The sequence below is a fragment of the Roseibium sp. AS2 genome (genome assembly GCF_038900065.1).
In the GTDB taxonomy this organism is placed as follows: domain Bacteria; phylum Pseudomonadota; class Alphaproteobacteria; order Rhizobiales; family Stappiaceae; genus Roseibium.
The window spans coordinates 681215-697193 of record NZ_JBBMQN010000002.1 but is presented as its reverse complement, the minus strand read 5'-3'; the positions used below and the strand labels follow the sequence as shown (position 1 = coordinate 697193).

General features: G+C 60.3%; 11 protein-coding genes. All 11 read right to left on the bottom strand.

Annotated features, from left to right (window positions below):
* Nucleotides 1-18: 18 nt before the first annotated feature.
* The 11 genes from WNZ15_RS08270 to rpoB all read right to left on the bottom strand — a co-directional run bounded on the left by WNZ15_RS08270 (nt 19) and on the right by rpoB (nt 15714).
* A complete protein-coding gene (locus tag WNZ15_RS08270) occupies nt 19-312 on the bottom strand; it encodes a 50S ribosomal protein L23 (protein WP_342892477.1) in 294 nt (97 codons plus the stop codon).
* Nucleotides 309-929, bottom strand: coding sequence for a 50S ribosomal protein L4 (rplD, locus tag WNZ15_RS08265; protein ID WP_342892476.1), 621 nt, complete (start codon nt 927-929; stop codon nt 309-311). Before rplD ends, WNZ15_RS08270 begins: the two co-directional genes overlap by 4 nt.
* Complete coding sequence (gene rplC, locus WNZ15_RS08260) at nt 929-1639, bottom strand: 50S ribosomal protein L3 (protein ID WP_342892475.1); 711 nt, start codon at nt 1637-1639, stop codon at nt 929-931. Before rplC ends, rplD begins: the two co-directional genes overlap by 1 nt.
* Before the next feature lie 23 nt (nt 1640-1662).
* Entirely contained in the window at nt 1663-1971 is a 309-nt protein-coding gene (gene rpsJ / locus WNZ15_RS08255; protein WP_006936455.1) for a 30S ribosomal protein S10, read from the bottom strand.
* A 74-nt stretch (nt 1972-2045) separates the two neighbouring features.
* Nucleotides 2046-3236: an elongation factor Tu gene (gene tuf / locus WNZ15_RS08250; protein WP_342892463.1), complete on the bottom strand. Its 1191-nt coding sequence runs from the start codon at nt 3234-3236 to the stop codon at nt 2046-2048.
* A gap of 47 nt (nt 3237-3283) precedes the next feature.
* Nucleotides 3284-5359 carry an elongation factor G gene (fusA, locus tag WNZ15_RS08245; protein ID WP_342892474.1) on the bottom strand — a complete coding sequence of 692 codons (2076 nt, stop codon included), beginning with the start codon at nt 5357-5359 and terminating at the stop codon, nt 3284-3286.
* Between the two features lie 25 nt (nt 5360-5384).
* A complete protein-coding gene (gene rpsG / locus WNZ15_RS08240; RefSeq protein WP_342892473.1) occupies nt 5385-5855 on the bottom strand; it encodes a 30S ribosomal protein S7 in 471 nt (156 codons plus the stop codon).
* 12 nt (nt 5856-5867) lie between these two features.
* Entirely contained in the window at nt 5868-6239 is a 372-nt protein-coding gene (gene rpsL / locus WNZ15_RS08235; protein WP_006936459.1) for a 30S ribosomal protein S12, read from the bottom strand.
* 668 nt (nt 6240-6907) lie between these two features.
* Complete coding sequence (locus tag WNZ15_RS08230; protein ID WP_342892472.1) at nt 6908-7201, bottom strand: regulator; 294 nt, start codon at nt 7199-7201, stop codon at nt 6908-6910.
* A gap of 81 nt (nt 7202-7282) precedes the next feature.
* Nucleotides 7283-11482 carry a DNA-directed RNA polymerase subunit beta' gene (rpoC, locus tag WNZ15_RS08225; RefSeq protein ID WP_342892471.1) on the bottom strand — a complete coding sequence of 1400 codons (4200 nt, stop codon included), beginning with the start codon at nt 11480-11482 and terminating at the stop codon, nt 7283-7285.
* A gap of 92 nt (nt 11483-11574) precedes the next feature.
* On the bottom strand, nt 11575-15714 hold the full coding sequence (rpoB, locus tag WNZ15_RS08220) for a DNA-directed RNA polymerase subunit beta (protein ID WP_342892470.1): 4140 nt from the start codon (nt 15712-15714) through the stop codon (nt 11575-11577).
* Between the last annotated feature and the right edge of the window lie 265 nt (nt 15715-15979).

The following is a 15979-nucleotide window of genomic DNA, read 5'->3' as shown; positions in this document are numbered from 1 at the left end:
TTTCTTAAAGTCCCCGCCTTAGAGCCCGGTGGTCACGTCGATGCCGTGACCTTCCTGCAGCGTTACGACGGCCTTCTTGAAGTCGGACTGACGGCCAAGACGTCCACGGAAGCGCTTGACCTTGCCCTTGCGGACCAGGGTGTTCACAGCCGTGACCTTGACACCGAACAACGCTTCGATTGCGGCCTTGATTTCCGGCTTCGTCGCATCATTTGCAACTTTGAAGACAACCTTGTTCTCTTCGGAAGCCATCGTCGACTTTTCGGTGATTACCGGGCCGACGATCTTGTCGTAGTGAGGAAGATTGCTCATTTGAAGCGCTCCTCGAGTGCCGACAGCGCTGCCTTGGTCAACACCAGGGTGTTGGCCCGCAGGATGTCGTAAACGTTGATGCCCTGAACCGGCAGCACATCCAGATGCGGAATGTTGCGCGAGGCCAGTGCGAAGTTGGTGTCAACCTCGGCGCCGTCGATCACCAGAGCACTTGTCAGTCCGAGCTTTTCGAGCTGGGCCTTGAGTGCCTTGGTCTTCGCTTCGGCTGCCTTGGCATCCTCGACAACAACGATGCTGTCCGCCCGGGCTTTCGCCGACAGGACATGCTTCAGGCCGAGGGCGCGAACCTTCTTGGGCAGCTCATGGCCATGATCGCGAACGACCGGACCGAATGCTCTGCCGCCACCGCGGAACTGCGGGGCCTTCTTGTTGCCGTGACGCGCGCCGCCGGAGCCTTTCTGACGGACGAATTTCTTCGTCGTGCCGGAAACTTCCGAACGGCCAAGCGTCTTGTGGGTGCCGGCCTGGCGTTTCGCCAGCTGCCAGCGCACCACACGGTGGATCAAATCGGTGCGCGGCTCGAGACCGAAGATCTCGTCAGACACCGTGATCGAACCGGCCGCCCCACCTGCGAGGGTCTTGACCTGGAGTTCCATCACTCACTCTCCTTCCCGGCGGCCGCAGTCGCTTCGGATGCCTTGAATGCACCCGGAACCGGAACGTTTTCCGGCAGCGCCTTTTTGATCGCGTCGCGGACCTGGATCCAGCCGCCCTTGGCGCCCGGAACAGAGCCCTCGACCATGATCAGGCCACGCTCAACATCAGTGCGCACAACCTTGAGGTTCTGCGTGGTCACGCGGGCATCGCCCATGTGACCGGCCATCTTCTTGCCCTTGAACACGCGGCCCGGGTCCTGACACTGACCGGTTGAACCGTGTGCACGGTGCGAGATCGAGTTACCGTGCGTCGCACGGCCGCCACCGAAGTTGTGACGCTTCATCGCACCGGCAAAACCCTTACCGATGGATGTGCCCGTCACGTCGACGAACTGGCCCTCGACGTAGTGATCGGCGGTCAGCTCTGAGCCGACGTCGATCAGGTTGTCCGCGGTGACGCGGAATTCAACCACGGTCCGCTTCGGCTCGACCTTTGCAACGGCAAAGTGGCCGCGCAACGCCTTCGGCGTGTTTTTGACTTTACGGGTACCGGCACCGAGTTGCAGTGCAGTGTAACCATTTTTTTCGTCAGTCCGGTGGGCTACCACCTGGCAATTTTCCAGCCGCAGAACGGTGACCGGAACATGCTCGCCTGCATCATTATAGATGCGGGTCATGCCCACTTTCTGAGCGATCACTCCAGAACGCATGGATGTGTTCCCTTCGACCCGGCTTAAAGCTTGATCTCGACGTCGACACCAGCGGCGAGGTCGAGCTTCATGAGCGCGTCCACGGTCTGGGGCGTCGGATCAACGATGTCGAGAAGACGCTTATGCGTGCGCATCTCGAACTGATCGCGGCTTTTCTTATCGATATGCGGTCCGCGAAGCACAGTGTACTTCTCGATCCGCGTCGGCAGTGGCACGGGACCCCGTACCTGAGCACCGGTCCGCTTGGCCGTATTGACGATCTCCTTGGTGGAGGCGTCCAGAATACGGTGGTCAAACGCCTTGAGGCGGATCCGGATATTCTGACCGTTCATTGTTATTGTTCCCAATAAGACTGCGGGCCTGCCCGCGTAACATGTTCAGTTCTGCCGGCAGGCCCGGCGGTCGATTACTCGATGATCGATGCGACGACGCCGGCGCCGACGGTACGGCCGCCTTCGCGGATCGCGAAACGCAGGCCTTCTTCCATGGCGATCGGAACGATCAGTTCAACGTCGACGGAGACGTTGTCGCCCGGCATAACCATTTCCGTGCCTTCCGGCAGCGACACCACACCGGTCACGTCCGTCGTACGGAAGTAGAACTGCGGACGGTAGTTGGTGAAGAACGGAGTATGACGGCCGCCTTCTTCCTTGGTGAGGATGTAAGCCTCGGCCTTGAACTTCGTGTGCGGGGTCACAGAACCCGGCTTGCACAGAACCTGGCCGCGCTCCACGTCTTCACGGGCAACACCGCGGATCAGCGCGCCGATGTTGTCGCCCGCTTCACCGCTGTCCAGCAGCTTGCGGAACATTTCAACGCCGGTAACCGTCGTCTTCGTGGTGTCCTTGATGCCGACAATCTCGACTTCCTCGCCAACCTTGACGATGCCGCGCTCGACACGGCCGGTCACGACGGTGCCGCGGCCGGAGATCGAGAACACGTCTTCGATCGGCATCAGGAACGGCATGTCCTTCGGACGTTCCGGGGTCGGGATGTAGGCGTCGACCTGAGCCATCAGTTCGCGGATCGCGTCACGGCCGATGGCCGGATCGCGGTTTTCCACGGCTGCCAGCGCCGAGCCCTTGACGATCGGAATGTCGTCGCCAGGATACTCGTAGGAGGACAGAAGTTCGCGGATTTCCATTTCGACGAGCTCGAGAAGCTCTTCGTCGTCGACCTGGTCAACCTTGTTCATGAACACCACAAGTGCCGGAACGCCGACCTGACGGGCAAGCAGGATGTGCTCGCGGGTCTGCGGCATCGGGCCGTCTGCGGAAGACACCACAAGGATGCCGCCGTCCATCTGCGCGGCGCCCGTGATCATGTTCTTCACATAGTCGGCGTGGCCAGGGCAATCAACGTGAGCATAGTGACGGTTTTCCGTCTCGTACTCGACATGCGCCGTGGAGATCGTGATCCCGCGCGCCTTTTCTTCAGGCGCACCATCGATCTCGTCGTAGGCTTTTGCTTCGGCTCCACCGCTTTCCGCAAGCGTCATCGTGATCGCTGCGGTCAACGTCGTCTTGCCATGGTCAACGTGGCCAATCGTGCCAATGTTAACGTGCGGCTTCGTGCGCTCAAATTTTGCTTTCGCCATCGGATTACTCCGTTTCTCTATTTCTTTATGACTTCAAGAGGTCGGGGTCAGGCGTATTTCGCCTGAACCTCTTCGGCGACCGCCTGCGGCACCTGTTCGTAGTGATCGAAAACCATCGAATACTGGGCACGGCCCTGGGACATCGACCGCAAGTTGTTCACGTAGCCAAACATGTTGGCCAGCGGGACCATTGCAGTAATGACCGTGACAACGCCGCGGTTTTCCGTTCCGGCAATCTGGCCGCGACGGGAATTCAAGTCGCCGATCACGTCACCCATGTAGTCTTCAGGGGTGACGACCTCGACCTTCATGATCGGCTCGAGCAGTTTCGGACCGGCCTTCTGGATACCTTCGCGGAAACCGGCACGACCGGCGATTTCGAAGGCGAGAACGGACGAGTCAACGTCATGATAGGCGCCGTCGATCAGGGTTGCCTTGATGTCGAGCATCGGGAACCCGGCGATCGGACCGGAAGACATGACACTTTCAATACCCTTGGTGACACCCGGAATGTATTCTTTCGGGATGTTGCCGCCAACGATCTTGCTCTCGAAGACGTAGCCTGCGTTCGGCTCGGCCGGCTCGAGGACCAGCTTGATACGGGCGAACTGGCCGGAACCACCGGACTGCTTCTTGTGGGTGTAATCCACTTCAGCCAACTTGGTGATGGTTTCGCGGTAAGCCACCTGAGGTGCGCCGATATTCGCTTCGACCTTGAACTCGCGCTTCATGCGATCGACGATGATGTCCAGGTGCAGCTCGCCCATGCCGGCGATGATGGTCTGACCGGATTCTTCATCAGTCTTGACGCGGAAGGACGGATCCTCGGCTGCCAGACGGTTGAGCGCGAGGCCCATTTTTTCCTGGTCGCTCTTGGTCTTCGGCTCGACGGCGATCTCGATCACCGGCTCGGGGAATTCCATGCGCTCCAGGATCACCGGCTTCAGCGGGTCACACAGGGTGTCGCCGGTCGTGGTGTCCTTGAGACCCGCGATAGCCACGATGTCGCCGGCATAGGCCACATCGATGTCTTCACGCGAGTTGGAGTGCATCTGCATCATCCGGCCGACGCGCTCACGCTTGTCTTTCACGGTGTTGAGCAGGGACGTGCCCTTGTTCAGAACACCGGAATAGATGCGGCAGAACGTCAGCGAACCGACAAACGGATCGTTTGCGATCTTGAAGGCCAACAGACCGAGCGGCTCTTCATCGGAAGACTTGCGGATGATTTCGCCGTCGGTCTTCGGATCGATGCCCTTGATGTCCGGAACTTCAATCGGGCTCGGCAGGTAGTCGACAACAGCATCAAGCAGCGGCTGAACGCCCTTGTTCTTGAATGCAGAACCGCAGAAAACCGGAACGAACTCGGTGCTGATCGTACCCTTGCGGATCAATTTCTTGATCGTGTCCAGGTCCGGCTCTTCACCTTCCAGGTAGGCTTCCATGACGGCTTCGTCAATTTCGACAACCGTTTCGATCAGTGCATCGCGCGCTTCCTGAGCACGGTCGACGAGATCGGCCGGGATATCGACCACATCCCATGCGGCGCCGAGATTTTCGGACTGCCAGATGAGGGCCTTCATCTCGAGAACGTCGACGAGACCGGCAAATTCGCTTTCCGCACCGACCGGGATCTGCATGACCAGCGGCTTCGCACCGAGGCGATCCTTGATCATCTTCACGCAGCGATCGAAATCGGCGCCCAGCTTGTCCATCTTGTTGACGAAGATCATCCGCGGGACGTGATATTTGTCGGCCTGGCGCCAGACAGTCTCGGTCTGAGGCTCGACGCCGGCATTTGCGTCCAGAAGGGCGACGGCACCGTCGAGCACACGCAGGGACCGCTCAACTTCAATGGTGAAGTCGACGTGGCCAGGGGTGTCGATGATGTTCAGGCGCTTTTCTTTCCAGAAAGCGGTCGTTGCAGCAGACGTGATCGTGATGCCACGCTCCTGCTCCTGCTCCATCCAGTCCATGGTGGCTGCGCCGTCATGAACTTCGCCGATCTTGTGGCTCTTACCGGTGTAGTAGAGGATCCGCTCCGTCGTGGTGGTCTTCCCTGCATCGATGTGAGCCATGATGCCGAAGTTGCGGTAGTCCTCGATATTATGCGTGCGCGACATAGCGTCAGCCCTTCGAAGTCACAAATTACCAGCGATAGTGCGAGAACGCGCGGTTGGCGTCTGCCATCCGGTGCGTGTCTTCGCGCTTCTTGACTGCGGTACCACGGCCGTTTGCCGCATCGAGCAGTTCGCCGGACAGGCGATCGACCATCGTGGTCTCGTTGCGATTGCGCGCGGCCGTGATCAGCCAGCGGATCGCAAGTGCCTGACGACGCTCGACACGAACCTCGACAGGAACCTGGTAGGTCGCACCGCCGACGCGGCGGGAGCGAACTTCCACCTGCGGCATTACGTTCTCAAGAGCCGCATGGAACACCTCGATCGGGTTCTCGCGAGCCTTGTTCTCGACAACGTCGAAGGCACCGTAGACGATGCGCTCGGCTGCGGACTTCTTGCCGTCGTACATGATCGAGTTCATGAACTTGGTGACGACAGTGTCCCCGAATTTCGGATCCGGGTTGATTTCGCGTTTTTCAGCGCGGTGACGACGGGACATCTTGTGTGCTCCTTACTTCGGCCGCTTGGCGCCGTATTTCGAACGACGCTGCTTACGATCCTTGACGCCCTGGGTATCGAGCACACCACGGATGATGTGGTAGCGCACACCCGGCAAATCCTTGACGCGGCCGCCACGGATCATCACCACCGAGTGTTCCTGAAGGTTGTGACCTTCACCCGGGATGTAGCCGATGACTTCGAAGCCGTTGGTCAGGCGGATCTTGGCCACCTTACGCAGAGCCGAGTTCGGCTTCTTCGGAGTCGTCGTGTAGACGCGGGTGCAAACACCACGCTTCTGAGGGCAGGCCTCCATGGCCGGCACCTTGTTCCGCTTCGGCGGATCTTTCCGCGGCTTGCGGATCAACTGGTTGATGGTCGGCATTCTTTGCCCTTTACCTTGTCCATCCAAAAATTCGTATGCAACTGCAGTCCCCGCTGACCTTGCTGCCCGACAAGACATGCAAAATCGCGCCCGCGCGCTCTCGAAAGAGCGGCCGGCGCTGCGAAAAACCAGAGGACCACGAGTTGCCCCGCAGTCATGCAATCGACGCGTATTCGCCTATGTAACCCGGCAGCGTTTAAGAGGATTGGGTCCTGCGCCTTGGTCAGCGCTGGACGGGTTCACTCTTACCGCCTGCCCTTGGGATGCGCGGAAACTACTCATATGCACCCATTGCGTCAAGTGCTTTGTCGAAAAAACCGCGCTTCTGCGCATCAGGCCAGGTCGCCCTCATTTTCCGCAATGTTTCCGGCAACATATGATGCGTCTGTGCGTGTTTGTGACGGGCTTTTTGTAATTTTGTTTCACGCCCGTCATCACCGTCCCGTCCGAAACTGAATCGGATGTTAAGAGGGTGAGTCAAAACGGGGCGCCCGGGCTTCCAACGGCGCACCAGAATCGTCCGACTGCCCCTGTGCGCAACTGATTCCGCTAGCCTCCATCGCTCCCCCGGCTCCGCCGCGACGAGGGACCGGTACGAAAGCCCCCTTCCCCGCCGGGTCCGGTTGAGCCCCTCCCGGCACCGGCTTGGTGCCGGCGGTCGTCCGGACTCAGTCGGAAATCGTGACGATGGCCACATTGCCGGACAGCGCATCCTGGTAGGCGCTTTCATACACCGGATCGTCCGGTTCCCCGTCCATCACGCCGATCTGTTCCAGCTCCGCTTCGGCAAACCCTTGCGAGGAAAGCGACTCCAGGGTCTTGCGGACCGCATCGTCTTCATCCGGTGCCTTCAGCAGCGCATGAACGGTGATCGCGTCCTCGGGCGAGGCCTCTTCGTTTTCCCAGACCCGGCCGATGACGATGTAGACCACCGGATCCAGTTCGAGTTCATTGTCATTCATGTTTCCGGCCTCCTGTTGCGACCATTCTAAAAGAAAGGCCGCCCGGAGGCGGCCTTTTTCGATCGTTTGTCGGAGCACCGGTTACTCGGCCGCTCCGCTCATGTCCTCCAGAAGCCCTTCCGCGGCGCTGTCCGAAGACTGCTGACGTTGTGCTTCCTGGATCAGGTCGTCGCGGTGAGACGCGATCTTACGGATCCGCTTCATCACCCCGCCGGTACCGGCAGGGATCAGACGTCCGACGATGACATTCTCCTTGAGGCCGACCAGCGGGTCGGTCTTGCCGTTGACAGCCGCATCGGTCAGGACGCGTGTCGTCTCCTGGAAGGAGGCGGCGGAGAAGAACGACCGGGTCTGCAGGGACGCCTTGGTGATCCCGAGCAGGACCGGGCTGCCCTTGGCCGGGTCGCGCGCATTGTCGACCGCCTTGCGGTTGGCCTCTTCAAAGTCGAGCTTGTCGACCTGCTCACCCGAGAAGAACTCGGTTTCGCCAGGATCGGTGATCTCGATCTTCTGCAGCATCTGCCGGACAATCACCTCGATGTGCTTGTCGTTGATGGTCACGCCCTGCAGACGGTAGACTTCCTGGATCTCGTTGACGAGATAGGCGGCGAGCGCTTCCACGCCCTTCACGGCCAGAATGTCATGCGGTGCCGGGTTGCCGTCGAGGATATACTCCCCCTTCTCGATGGCATCGCCTTCCTGAAGATGGAAGTGCTTGCCTTTCGGGATGAGGTATTCGACGGGCTCGGCACCCTCCTCGGACGGCTCGATGATGACGCGGCGCTTGTTCTTGTAATCCCGGCCGAACCGGATCGTGCCATCGATTTCGGCGATGATCGCATGATCCTTGGGACGGCGGGCCTCGAACAGTTCCGCAACACGCGGCAGACCACCGGTGATGTCCTTCGTCTTGGCGCTTTCCAGGGGAATACGCGCCAGAACGTCACCGGCCTTGACCACGGAGCCGGGCTGCACGGACAGAACCGCGTCGACCGACAGCATCAGCCGGGCGTCCGAGCCACGCTGGTTTTTCTGAATCGCACCCTTGTCGTCCTTGACGACAATGGCAGGTTTCAGATCGGCGCCGCGCGGTGTGGACCGCCAGTCGATGACGATACGTTTGGTGATGCCGGTCGCCTCGTCGGCGGTTTCCTGCATGGAAGCACCGTCGACCAGGTCCTCGAAGTCCACGACACCGTCGACTTCCGCGAGCATCGGCCGTGTGTACGGATCCCACTCGGCAATCCGCTGGCCGCGCTTGACCGCATCGCCCTCGTCGACATGCAGCCTGGAACCATAGGCAACCCGGTGCACGGCACGCTCGTTGTCGTCGCTGTCGATGACAACGATGGACATGTTGCGGACCATGGCAATCAGGTTTCCGTCAGAGTCCCGCTGAACCGACCGGTTGCGGATCTTGATGGTTCCGTCGACATTGGACTCGATGAACGAGCTGTCGACGACCTGCGCCGTACCGCCGATGTGGAACGTCCGCATCGTCAGCTGGGTGCCGGGCTCACCGATGGACTGCGCGGCAATGACGCCAACGGCCTCACCAAGGTTGACCGGTGTCCCGCGGGCAAGGTCACGACCGTAGCAGGTCCCGCACACGCCGGTTTCCGTCTCACAGGTCAGAACCGAACGGATCTTGATCTGCTGAACCTTGGCTGCCTCGATGACTTCAACGTCCTTCTCGTCGATCAGCGTGCCTCTGGCAACGATGAGCTCGCCGGTCTGGTTGTTGAAGACATCCTCAGCAGTCGTACGACCGAGAACGCGCATGCCCAGGGAGGCGATGACGTTACCGGCATCGACGATCGGTGCGACGGTAATGCCGCGTGTCGAACCGCAGTCCGGCTCCAGGATGATCGAATCCTGCGCGACATCCACCAGACGGCGGGTCAGGTAACCTGAGTTCGCCGTCTTCAGGGCGGTATCGGCCAGACCCTTACGGGCACCGTGGGTGGAGTTGAAGTACTCCAGAACCGACAGGCCTTCCTTGAAGTTCGAGATGATCGGGTTCTCGATGATCGATCCGTCCGGCTTGGCCATCAGGCCACGCATGCCGGCCAGCTGTTTCATCTGCTGGGGCGAACCACGGGCACCGGAGTGAGACATCATGTAGACCGAGTTCATCGGTTTCTGACGCCCAGTCTCCTCATTGATCTGGACCGCCTTGATGCGGGCCATCATCTCGTCGGCAATCTTGTCGGTGCATTTCGCCCAGGCGTCGACGACCTTGTTGTACTTCTCGCCCTGGGTGATCAGGCCGTCATTGTACTGCTGCTCGTATTCGGTCGCCAGCGCGGATGTTTCCGCCACCAGGTTCTGCTTGGTGTCCGGGATGACCATGTCGTCCATGCCGAAGGAAATGCCGGCGTTACAGGCATTCTTGAAGCCAAGCTGCATGATCCGGTCACAGAAGATGACCGTCTCCTTCTGACCGCAGGCCCGATAGACCGTGTCGATCATCTTGGAGATGTCTTTCTTGGTCATCAGCTTGTTGCAGGCGTCGAAAGGCACCTCGAAATGCTTCGGCAGCAGTTCCGCGATCAGCATCCGGCCCGGGGTCGTCTCGAAGATCTCCGAGGTCGGATTGCCGTCCGCATCAATGGACTTGAACCGTCCCTTGATCTTGGAATGCAGCGTGATGACCTTGTTGGCCAGCGCATGATGGATCTCGCCGATGTCGCCGAAGGCCATGCCTTCACCCGGCTCCTTCTCCGCCATGATGGAGAGGTAGTAGAGACCCAGAACAATATCCTGCGAAGGCACGATGATCGGGCCACCGTTTGCCGGGTGCAGGATGTTGTTGGTCGACATCATCAGCGTGCGTGCTTCCAGCTGGGCTTCCAGCGAAAGCGGCACGTGAACAGCCATCTGGTCACCGTCGAAGTCGGCGTTGAAGGCCGAACAGACGAGCGGATGCAACTGGATGGCCTTGCCCTCGATCAGCGTCGGCTCGAAGGCCTGAATGCCGAGACGGTGCAGGGTCGGAGCGCGGTTCAGGAGAACCGGATGCTCGCGGATGACCTCGTCGAGGATGTCCCAGACTTCCGGACGCTCCTTCTCGACCAGTTTCTTGGCCTGCTTGACCGTCGAGGAAAAGCCCTTGGCGTCGAGGCGCGAATAGATGAACGGCTTGAACAGTTCAAGCGCCATCTTCTTCGGCAAGCCGCACTGATGCAGCTTCAGTTCCGGACCCACGGTGATCACCGAACGGCCGGAATAGTCGACGCGCTTGCCGAGCAGGTTCTGCCGGAAGCGGCCCTGCTTGCCCTTGAGCATGTCGGACAGGGACTTCAGCGGACGCTTGTTGGCACCGGTGATGACCCGGCCGCGGCGGCCGTTGTCGAACAGGGCGTCAACGGACTCCTGCAGCATGCGCTTTTCGTTCCGGATGATGATGTCCGGAGCACGCAGTTCCATCAGGCGGCGCAGACGGTTGTTCCGGTTGATCACGCGGCGGTACAGATCGTTCAGATCCGACGTCGCGAACCGGCCACCATCCAGGGGCACGAGCGGGCGCAGATCCGGCGGTATAACCGGAACCACGGTCATGATCATCCATTCGGGCCGGTTGCCCGACTCCATGAATGCTTCGATGACCTTGAGACGCTTGGCCAGCTTCTTCGGCTTCAGTTCGGTTGTCGCCTCGGCGATTTCCTGACGCAGCTTTTCGCTTTCGCGCTCCAGATCCATGCTCATCAGGATCTCGCGGATCGCCTCTGCGCCGATCATCGCGGTGAAGGCATCCTCACCGTATTCGTCCTGGGCGGCGACGAAATCTTCTTCCGAGAGCAACTGATGCTGCTTGAGCGGGGTCAGGCCCGGCTCGAGCACCACGTAGTTCTCGAAATAAAGAACGCGTTCCAGATCCTTCAGCGTCATGTCGAGCAGCAACCCGATGCGGCTCGGCAGGGACTTCAGGAACCAGATATGCGCGACCGGAGCCGCCAGTTCGATATGGCCCATGCGTTCACGGCGGACCCGCGACAGGGTGACTTCAACGCCACACTTTTCGCAGATGACGCCCTTGTACTTCATGCGCTTGTACTTGCCGCAAAGACATTCGTAGTCCTTGATCGGGCCGAAGATGCGTGCGCAGAACAGGCCGTCGCGTTCCGGCTTGAACGTGCGGTAGTTGATGGTCTCCGGCTTTTTGATTTCGCCGAACGACCAGGACAGGATCTTTTCCGGGCTCGCCAGCGAGATCCGGATATTGTCGAAGGTCTGTGCGGGAGCCTGCTGATTGAACAGGTTCATGACCTCATGATTCATGATCATCTCCTTCGATGCGCGGCCGGGGAGCGGGCGTTGTTGCCCCTCCCCGCGACCGGCATACCAAGTCATTTGTGGTCCGTTGGCGGGGGTTACTCTGCGGCGTCCGCAGTGTCTTCCTCGCCAATCGCGGGTACATCGGTCCGTTGCAGTTCAACGTTCAGACCCAGGGACCGCATTTCCTTCACAAGCACGTTGAAGCTTTCCGGAATGCCCGCCTCGAACGTGTCGTCGCCGCGGACAATGGCCTCATAGACCTTGGTCCGGCCAGCCACGTCATCCGACTTGACGGTGAGCATTTCCTGCAGCGTGTAGGCCGCACCGTAAGCTTCGAGCGCCCAGACCTCCATTTCGCCGAAGCGCTGGCCACCGAACTGTGCCTTGCCGCCCAGCGGCTGCTGGGTAACAAGCGAGTACGGGCCGATCGAACGGGCATGGATCTTGTCATCGACCAGGTGGTGAAGCTTGAGCATGTAGATATAGCCCACGGTCACCTTGCGGTCGAATTCCTCGCCGGTCCGTCCGTCATACAGAACGGACTGTCCGCTCGGATCGTAGCCGGCGACATTGAGCGCCTCGACAACGTCCGGCTCACGGGCACCGTCAAAGACCGGCGTCGCGATCGAAACGCCCTTCTTCAACTGATCCGCAAGACGTTCAATGCCTTCGTCGTCAAACTCCTGGACAGGGTCGCCCTTGAGATTGTCGCCGTAGATCTCGACGATCTTGCCGCGCAGCTCTCCGATTTCACCGGACTTGCGGTACTCGTCGTAGAGTTCGCCGATCCGGTTGCCCATGCCCCGGCAGGCCCAGCCCAGATGTGTCTCCAGGATCTGGCCGACGTTCATGCGCGACGGCACGCCGAGCGGGTTGAGCACGATATCGACATGGGTGCCGTCCGCCAGGAACGGCATGTCCTCGCACGGGTTGATCTTGGACACCACGCCCTTGTTGCCGTGACGGCCGGCCATCTTGTCGCCCGGCTGCAGCTTGCGCTTCACCGCGACGAAGACCTTGACCATCTTCATGACACCAGGCGGCAGTTCGTCACCGCGCTGCAGCTTCTCGACCTTGTCGATGAACCGCTGCTCGAGACGCTTGCGGCTGTCGTCGTACTGACCGCGCAGAGCCTCGATTTCAGACATGAACTTCTCGTCGTCGCTGGCGAACTGCCACCACTGCGACCGCGGGAAGTCGTTCAGGATATCTCCGGTCAGGACTGCGTCCTTCTTGAAGCCCTTCGGGCCGGCAACAGCGGTCTTGTCCATCAGCATCTCGGCCAGACGGCCATAGACGTTGCGGTCAAGGATCGCCTGTTCGTCGTCCCGGTCCTTTGCCAGACGTTCGATTTCCTCGCGCTCGATCGCCATCGCGCGCTCGTCCTTTTCAACGCCGTGGCGGTTGAAGACGCGCACTTCGACAACGGTGCCCGCGACACCCGGCGGCAGGCGCAGGGAAGTATCACGGACGTCGGACGCCTTCTCGCCGAAGATGGCGCGCAGAAGCTTTTCTTCCGGCGTCATCGGGCTTTCGCCCTTCGGCGTGATCTTGCCGACCAGGATGTCGCCCGGGTTCAGCTCGGCACCGATATAGACAATGCCGGCTTCATCGAGGTTCTTCAGCGCTTCTTCCGAGACGTTCGGAATGTCGCGGGTGATTTCCTCCGGACCAAGCTTGGTATCACGTGCCATCACTTCGAATTCCTCGAGGTGAATGGAGGTGAAGACATCGTCGGAGACGATGCGCTCGGACAAGAGGATGGAATCCTCGAAGTTGTAGCCGTTCCAGGGCATGAACGCGACGAGCACGTTCCGGCCGAGCGCCAGATCGCCGAGATCTGTCGAGGGACCATCCGCGATGATGTCGGTCTTGTGAACCCGGTCACCGACACGCACCAGCGGACGCTGGTTGATGCAGGTGTTCTGGTTGGATCGCTGGAACTTCTGCAGGCGGTAGATATCGACGCCGGACTTGCCCGGATCGAGGTCTTCCGTTGCCCGGATCACGATACGGGTCGCATCGACCTGATCGACGATACCGGCGCGGCGGGCACCAATGGCGGCGCCGGAGTCGCGGGCCACGATCGGCTCCATGCCGGTGCCGACAAACGGTGCCTCGGCGCGAACCAGCGGGACCGCCTGACGCTGCATGTTCGAACCCATCAGCGCGCGGTTGGCGTCATCGTTTTCCAGGAACGGAATGAGCGCCGCGGCGACCGAGACAAGCTGCTTCGGCGACACATCCATGAGGTCGACCTTGTCGGACGGCACCATCATGTTTTCACCGGCGTGACGGCAGGTGATCAGCTCCTCGGTGAAGTGACCCTCTTCGTTGTAGACCGCGTTGGACTGCGCCACATAGTGCTTGGCTTCTTCCATGGCGGAGAGATAGACGACGTCGCTGGAAACGGTGCCGTCCTTCACCTTGCGGTACGGGCTTTCGATGAAGCCGTACTTGTTGACACGCGCGAAGGTCGCCAGGGAGTTGATCAGACCGATGTTCGGGCCTTCCGGCGTTTCGATCGGGCAGATGCGGCCGTAATGGGTCGGGTGAACGTCGCGGACCTCGAAGCCTGCACGTTCACGGGTAAGACCACCCGGGCCAAGCGCCGACAGGCGGCGTTTGTGCGTGACTTCCGACAGCGGGTTGGTCTGATCCATGAACTGCGACAGCTGCGAGGAGCCGAAGAATTCACGAACCGCGGCCGCGGCCGGTTTCGCGTTGATCAGATCCTGCGGCATCACGGTATCGATCTCGACGGAGCTCATCCGCTCCTTGATCGCCCGTTCCATGCGCAGCAGGCCGACGCGGTACTGGTTTTCCATCAACTCGCCGACCGACCGGACACGGCGGTTGCCGAGATTGTCGATGTCGTCGATTTCGCCCTTGCCGTCACGCAGTTGCAGAAGCACCCGGATGACTTCCAGGATGTCTTCCTTGCGCAGGGTCCGGACGGTGTCCTCGCACTCCACGTCGAGACGCATGTTCATCTTGACCCGGCCGACAGCGGACAGGTCGTAGCGCTCTCCGTCGAAGAACAGCGACTGGAACATCGCTTCGGCGGTGTCGATGGTGGGCGGCTCGCCCGGACGCATCACGCGGTAGATGTCGAACAGCGCATCTTCGCGGGACTCGTTCTTGTCGACGGCCAGCGTGTTGCGGATGTAGGGACCGGTGTTGACGTGATCGATATCGAGGATCGGCAGATCGTGATACCCGCGCTCAACCAGCTCTTCCAGCAGCTTGCCAGTGATCTCGTCTCCGGCTTCGCAGTAGATTTCACCGCTCGTGGCATCGACAAGGTCTTCGGCCAGATACTGGGCGTGCAGGTCCTCGTCGGTCACTTTCAGCGCGGTGACGCCCTTTTCCTCGAGCTGACGGATGGTGCGCGCGGTAATCTTGCGCCCGCCCTCGATGACAACGTCGCCGCTGTCCGCGTCGATCAGGTCAAATGAGGCCTTGGTGCCCTTGAGGCGGTTGCCGTCGAACGGCATGCGCCAGGACCCGTCCTTCTGGCGGGTGTAGTCGATCCGCTCGTAGAAGGTGTTGAGGATTTCCTCACCGTCCAGACCGAGCGCCATCAGCAGAGATGTCACCGGGATTTTGCGACGGCGGTCGATACGCGCATGCACGATGTCCTTGGCGTCGAACTCGATATCGAGCCAGGAACCGCGATACGGGATCACGCGGGCTGCGAACAGCAGTTTTCCGGAGGAATGGGTCTTGCCCTTGTCATGATCGAAAAAGACGCCCGGAGACCGGTGCATCTGGGAGACGATCACGCGTTCGGTGCCGTTGACGATGAACGTGCCGTTGTCCGTCATGAAGGGCATGTCGCCCATGTAGACGTCCTGTTCCTTGATGTCCTTGACGGACTTCGCACCGGTGTCCTCGTCGACATCGAAAACGATCAGGCGCAGAGTGACCTTCAGCGGCGCGGCGAACGTCATGTCGCGCTGGCGGCACTCGTCGACGTCGTACTTCGGAGCTTCAAATTCGAAGGAAACAAATTCCAGCAGTGATGTGCCGGCAAAATCGGAGATCGGAAATACGGACTGGAAGACGGCTTCCAGGCCTTCAACCTTGCGGCCACCGCCCGGCATCTCGTCGACCTGAAGAAACTGGTCGTAGGATGCTTTCTGAACCTCGATGAGATTGGGCATAGCCGCGACATCGCGGATCGATCCGAAATATTTACGGACCTTTTTGCGACCGTTGAACGTTTGGGTCATTGTCGCTCCTCGTATCGGCCGGGTAACGGCTTCCCGAAACGCCCCTTTTTCAATCGGGCCTGGGCCCGGGCGCTTCGGAAAACCGTCCCCCTCGGATCAACCTGCTTCAAAGTGACCTCACCAGAAAGCAGACGCGTTGATCGGTCTGTGGGGTCCAGGACATACCGTGCCATCGGCAGTTTCGGCATGCCCTAGTGGTACGTTCGCCCCGGAAACGGGTCAGACCCGCCGGGGCAATCAACGGTCCCGGCGAGCCGGGACCGTT

Bases quoted from the DNA above. Each gene is read 5' to 3' on its own strand.
- WNZ15_RS08270 (WP_342892477.1), bottom strand. From the start codon at position 312: ATGAGCAATCTTCCTCACTACGACAAGATCGTCGGCCCGGTAATCACC.
- rplD (WP_342892476.1), bottom strand. From the start codon at position 929: ATGGAACTCCAGGTCAAGACCCTCGCAGGTGGGGCGGCCGGTTCGATC.
- rplC (WP_342892475.1), bottom strand. From the start codon at position 1,639: ATGCGTTCTGGAGTGATCGCTCAGAAAGTGGGCATGACCCGCATCTAT.
- rpsJ (WP_006936455.1), bottom strand. From the start codon at position 1,971: ATGAACGGTCAGAATATCCGGATCCGCCTCAAGGCGTTTGACCACCGT.
- tuf (WP_342892463.1), bottom strand. From the start codon at position 3,236: ATGGCGAAAGCAAAATTTGAGCGCACGAAGCCGCACGTTAACATTGGC.
- fusA (WP_342892474.1), bottom strand. From the start codon at position 5,359: ATGTCGCGCACGCATAATATCGAGGACTACCGCAACTTCGGCATCATG.
- rpsG (WP_342892473.1), bottom strand. From the start codon at position 5,855: ATGTCCCGTCGTCACCGCGCTGAAAAACGCGAAATCAACCCGGATCCG.
- rpsL (WP_006936459.1), bottom strand. From the start codon at position 6,239: ATGCCGACCATCAACCAGTTGATCCGCAAGCCGCGGAAAGATCCGCCG.
- WNZ15_RS08230 (WP_342892472.1), bottom strand. From the start codon at position 7,201: ATGAATGACAATGAACTCGAACTGGATCCGGTGGTCTACATCGTCATC.
- rpoC (WP_342892471.1), bottom strand. From the start codon at position 11,482: ATGAATCATGAGGTCATGAACCTGTTCAATCAGCAGGCTCCCGCACAG.
- rpoB (WP_342892470.1), bottom strand. From the start codon at position 15,714: ATGACCCAAACGTTCAACGGTCGCAAAAAGGTCCGTAAATATTTCGGA.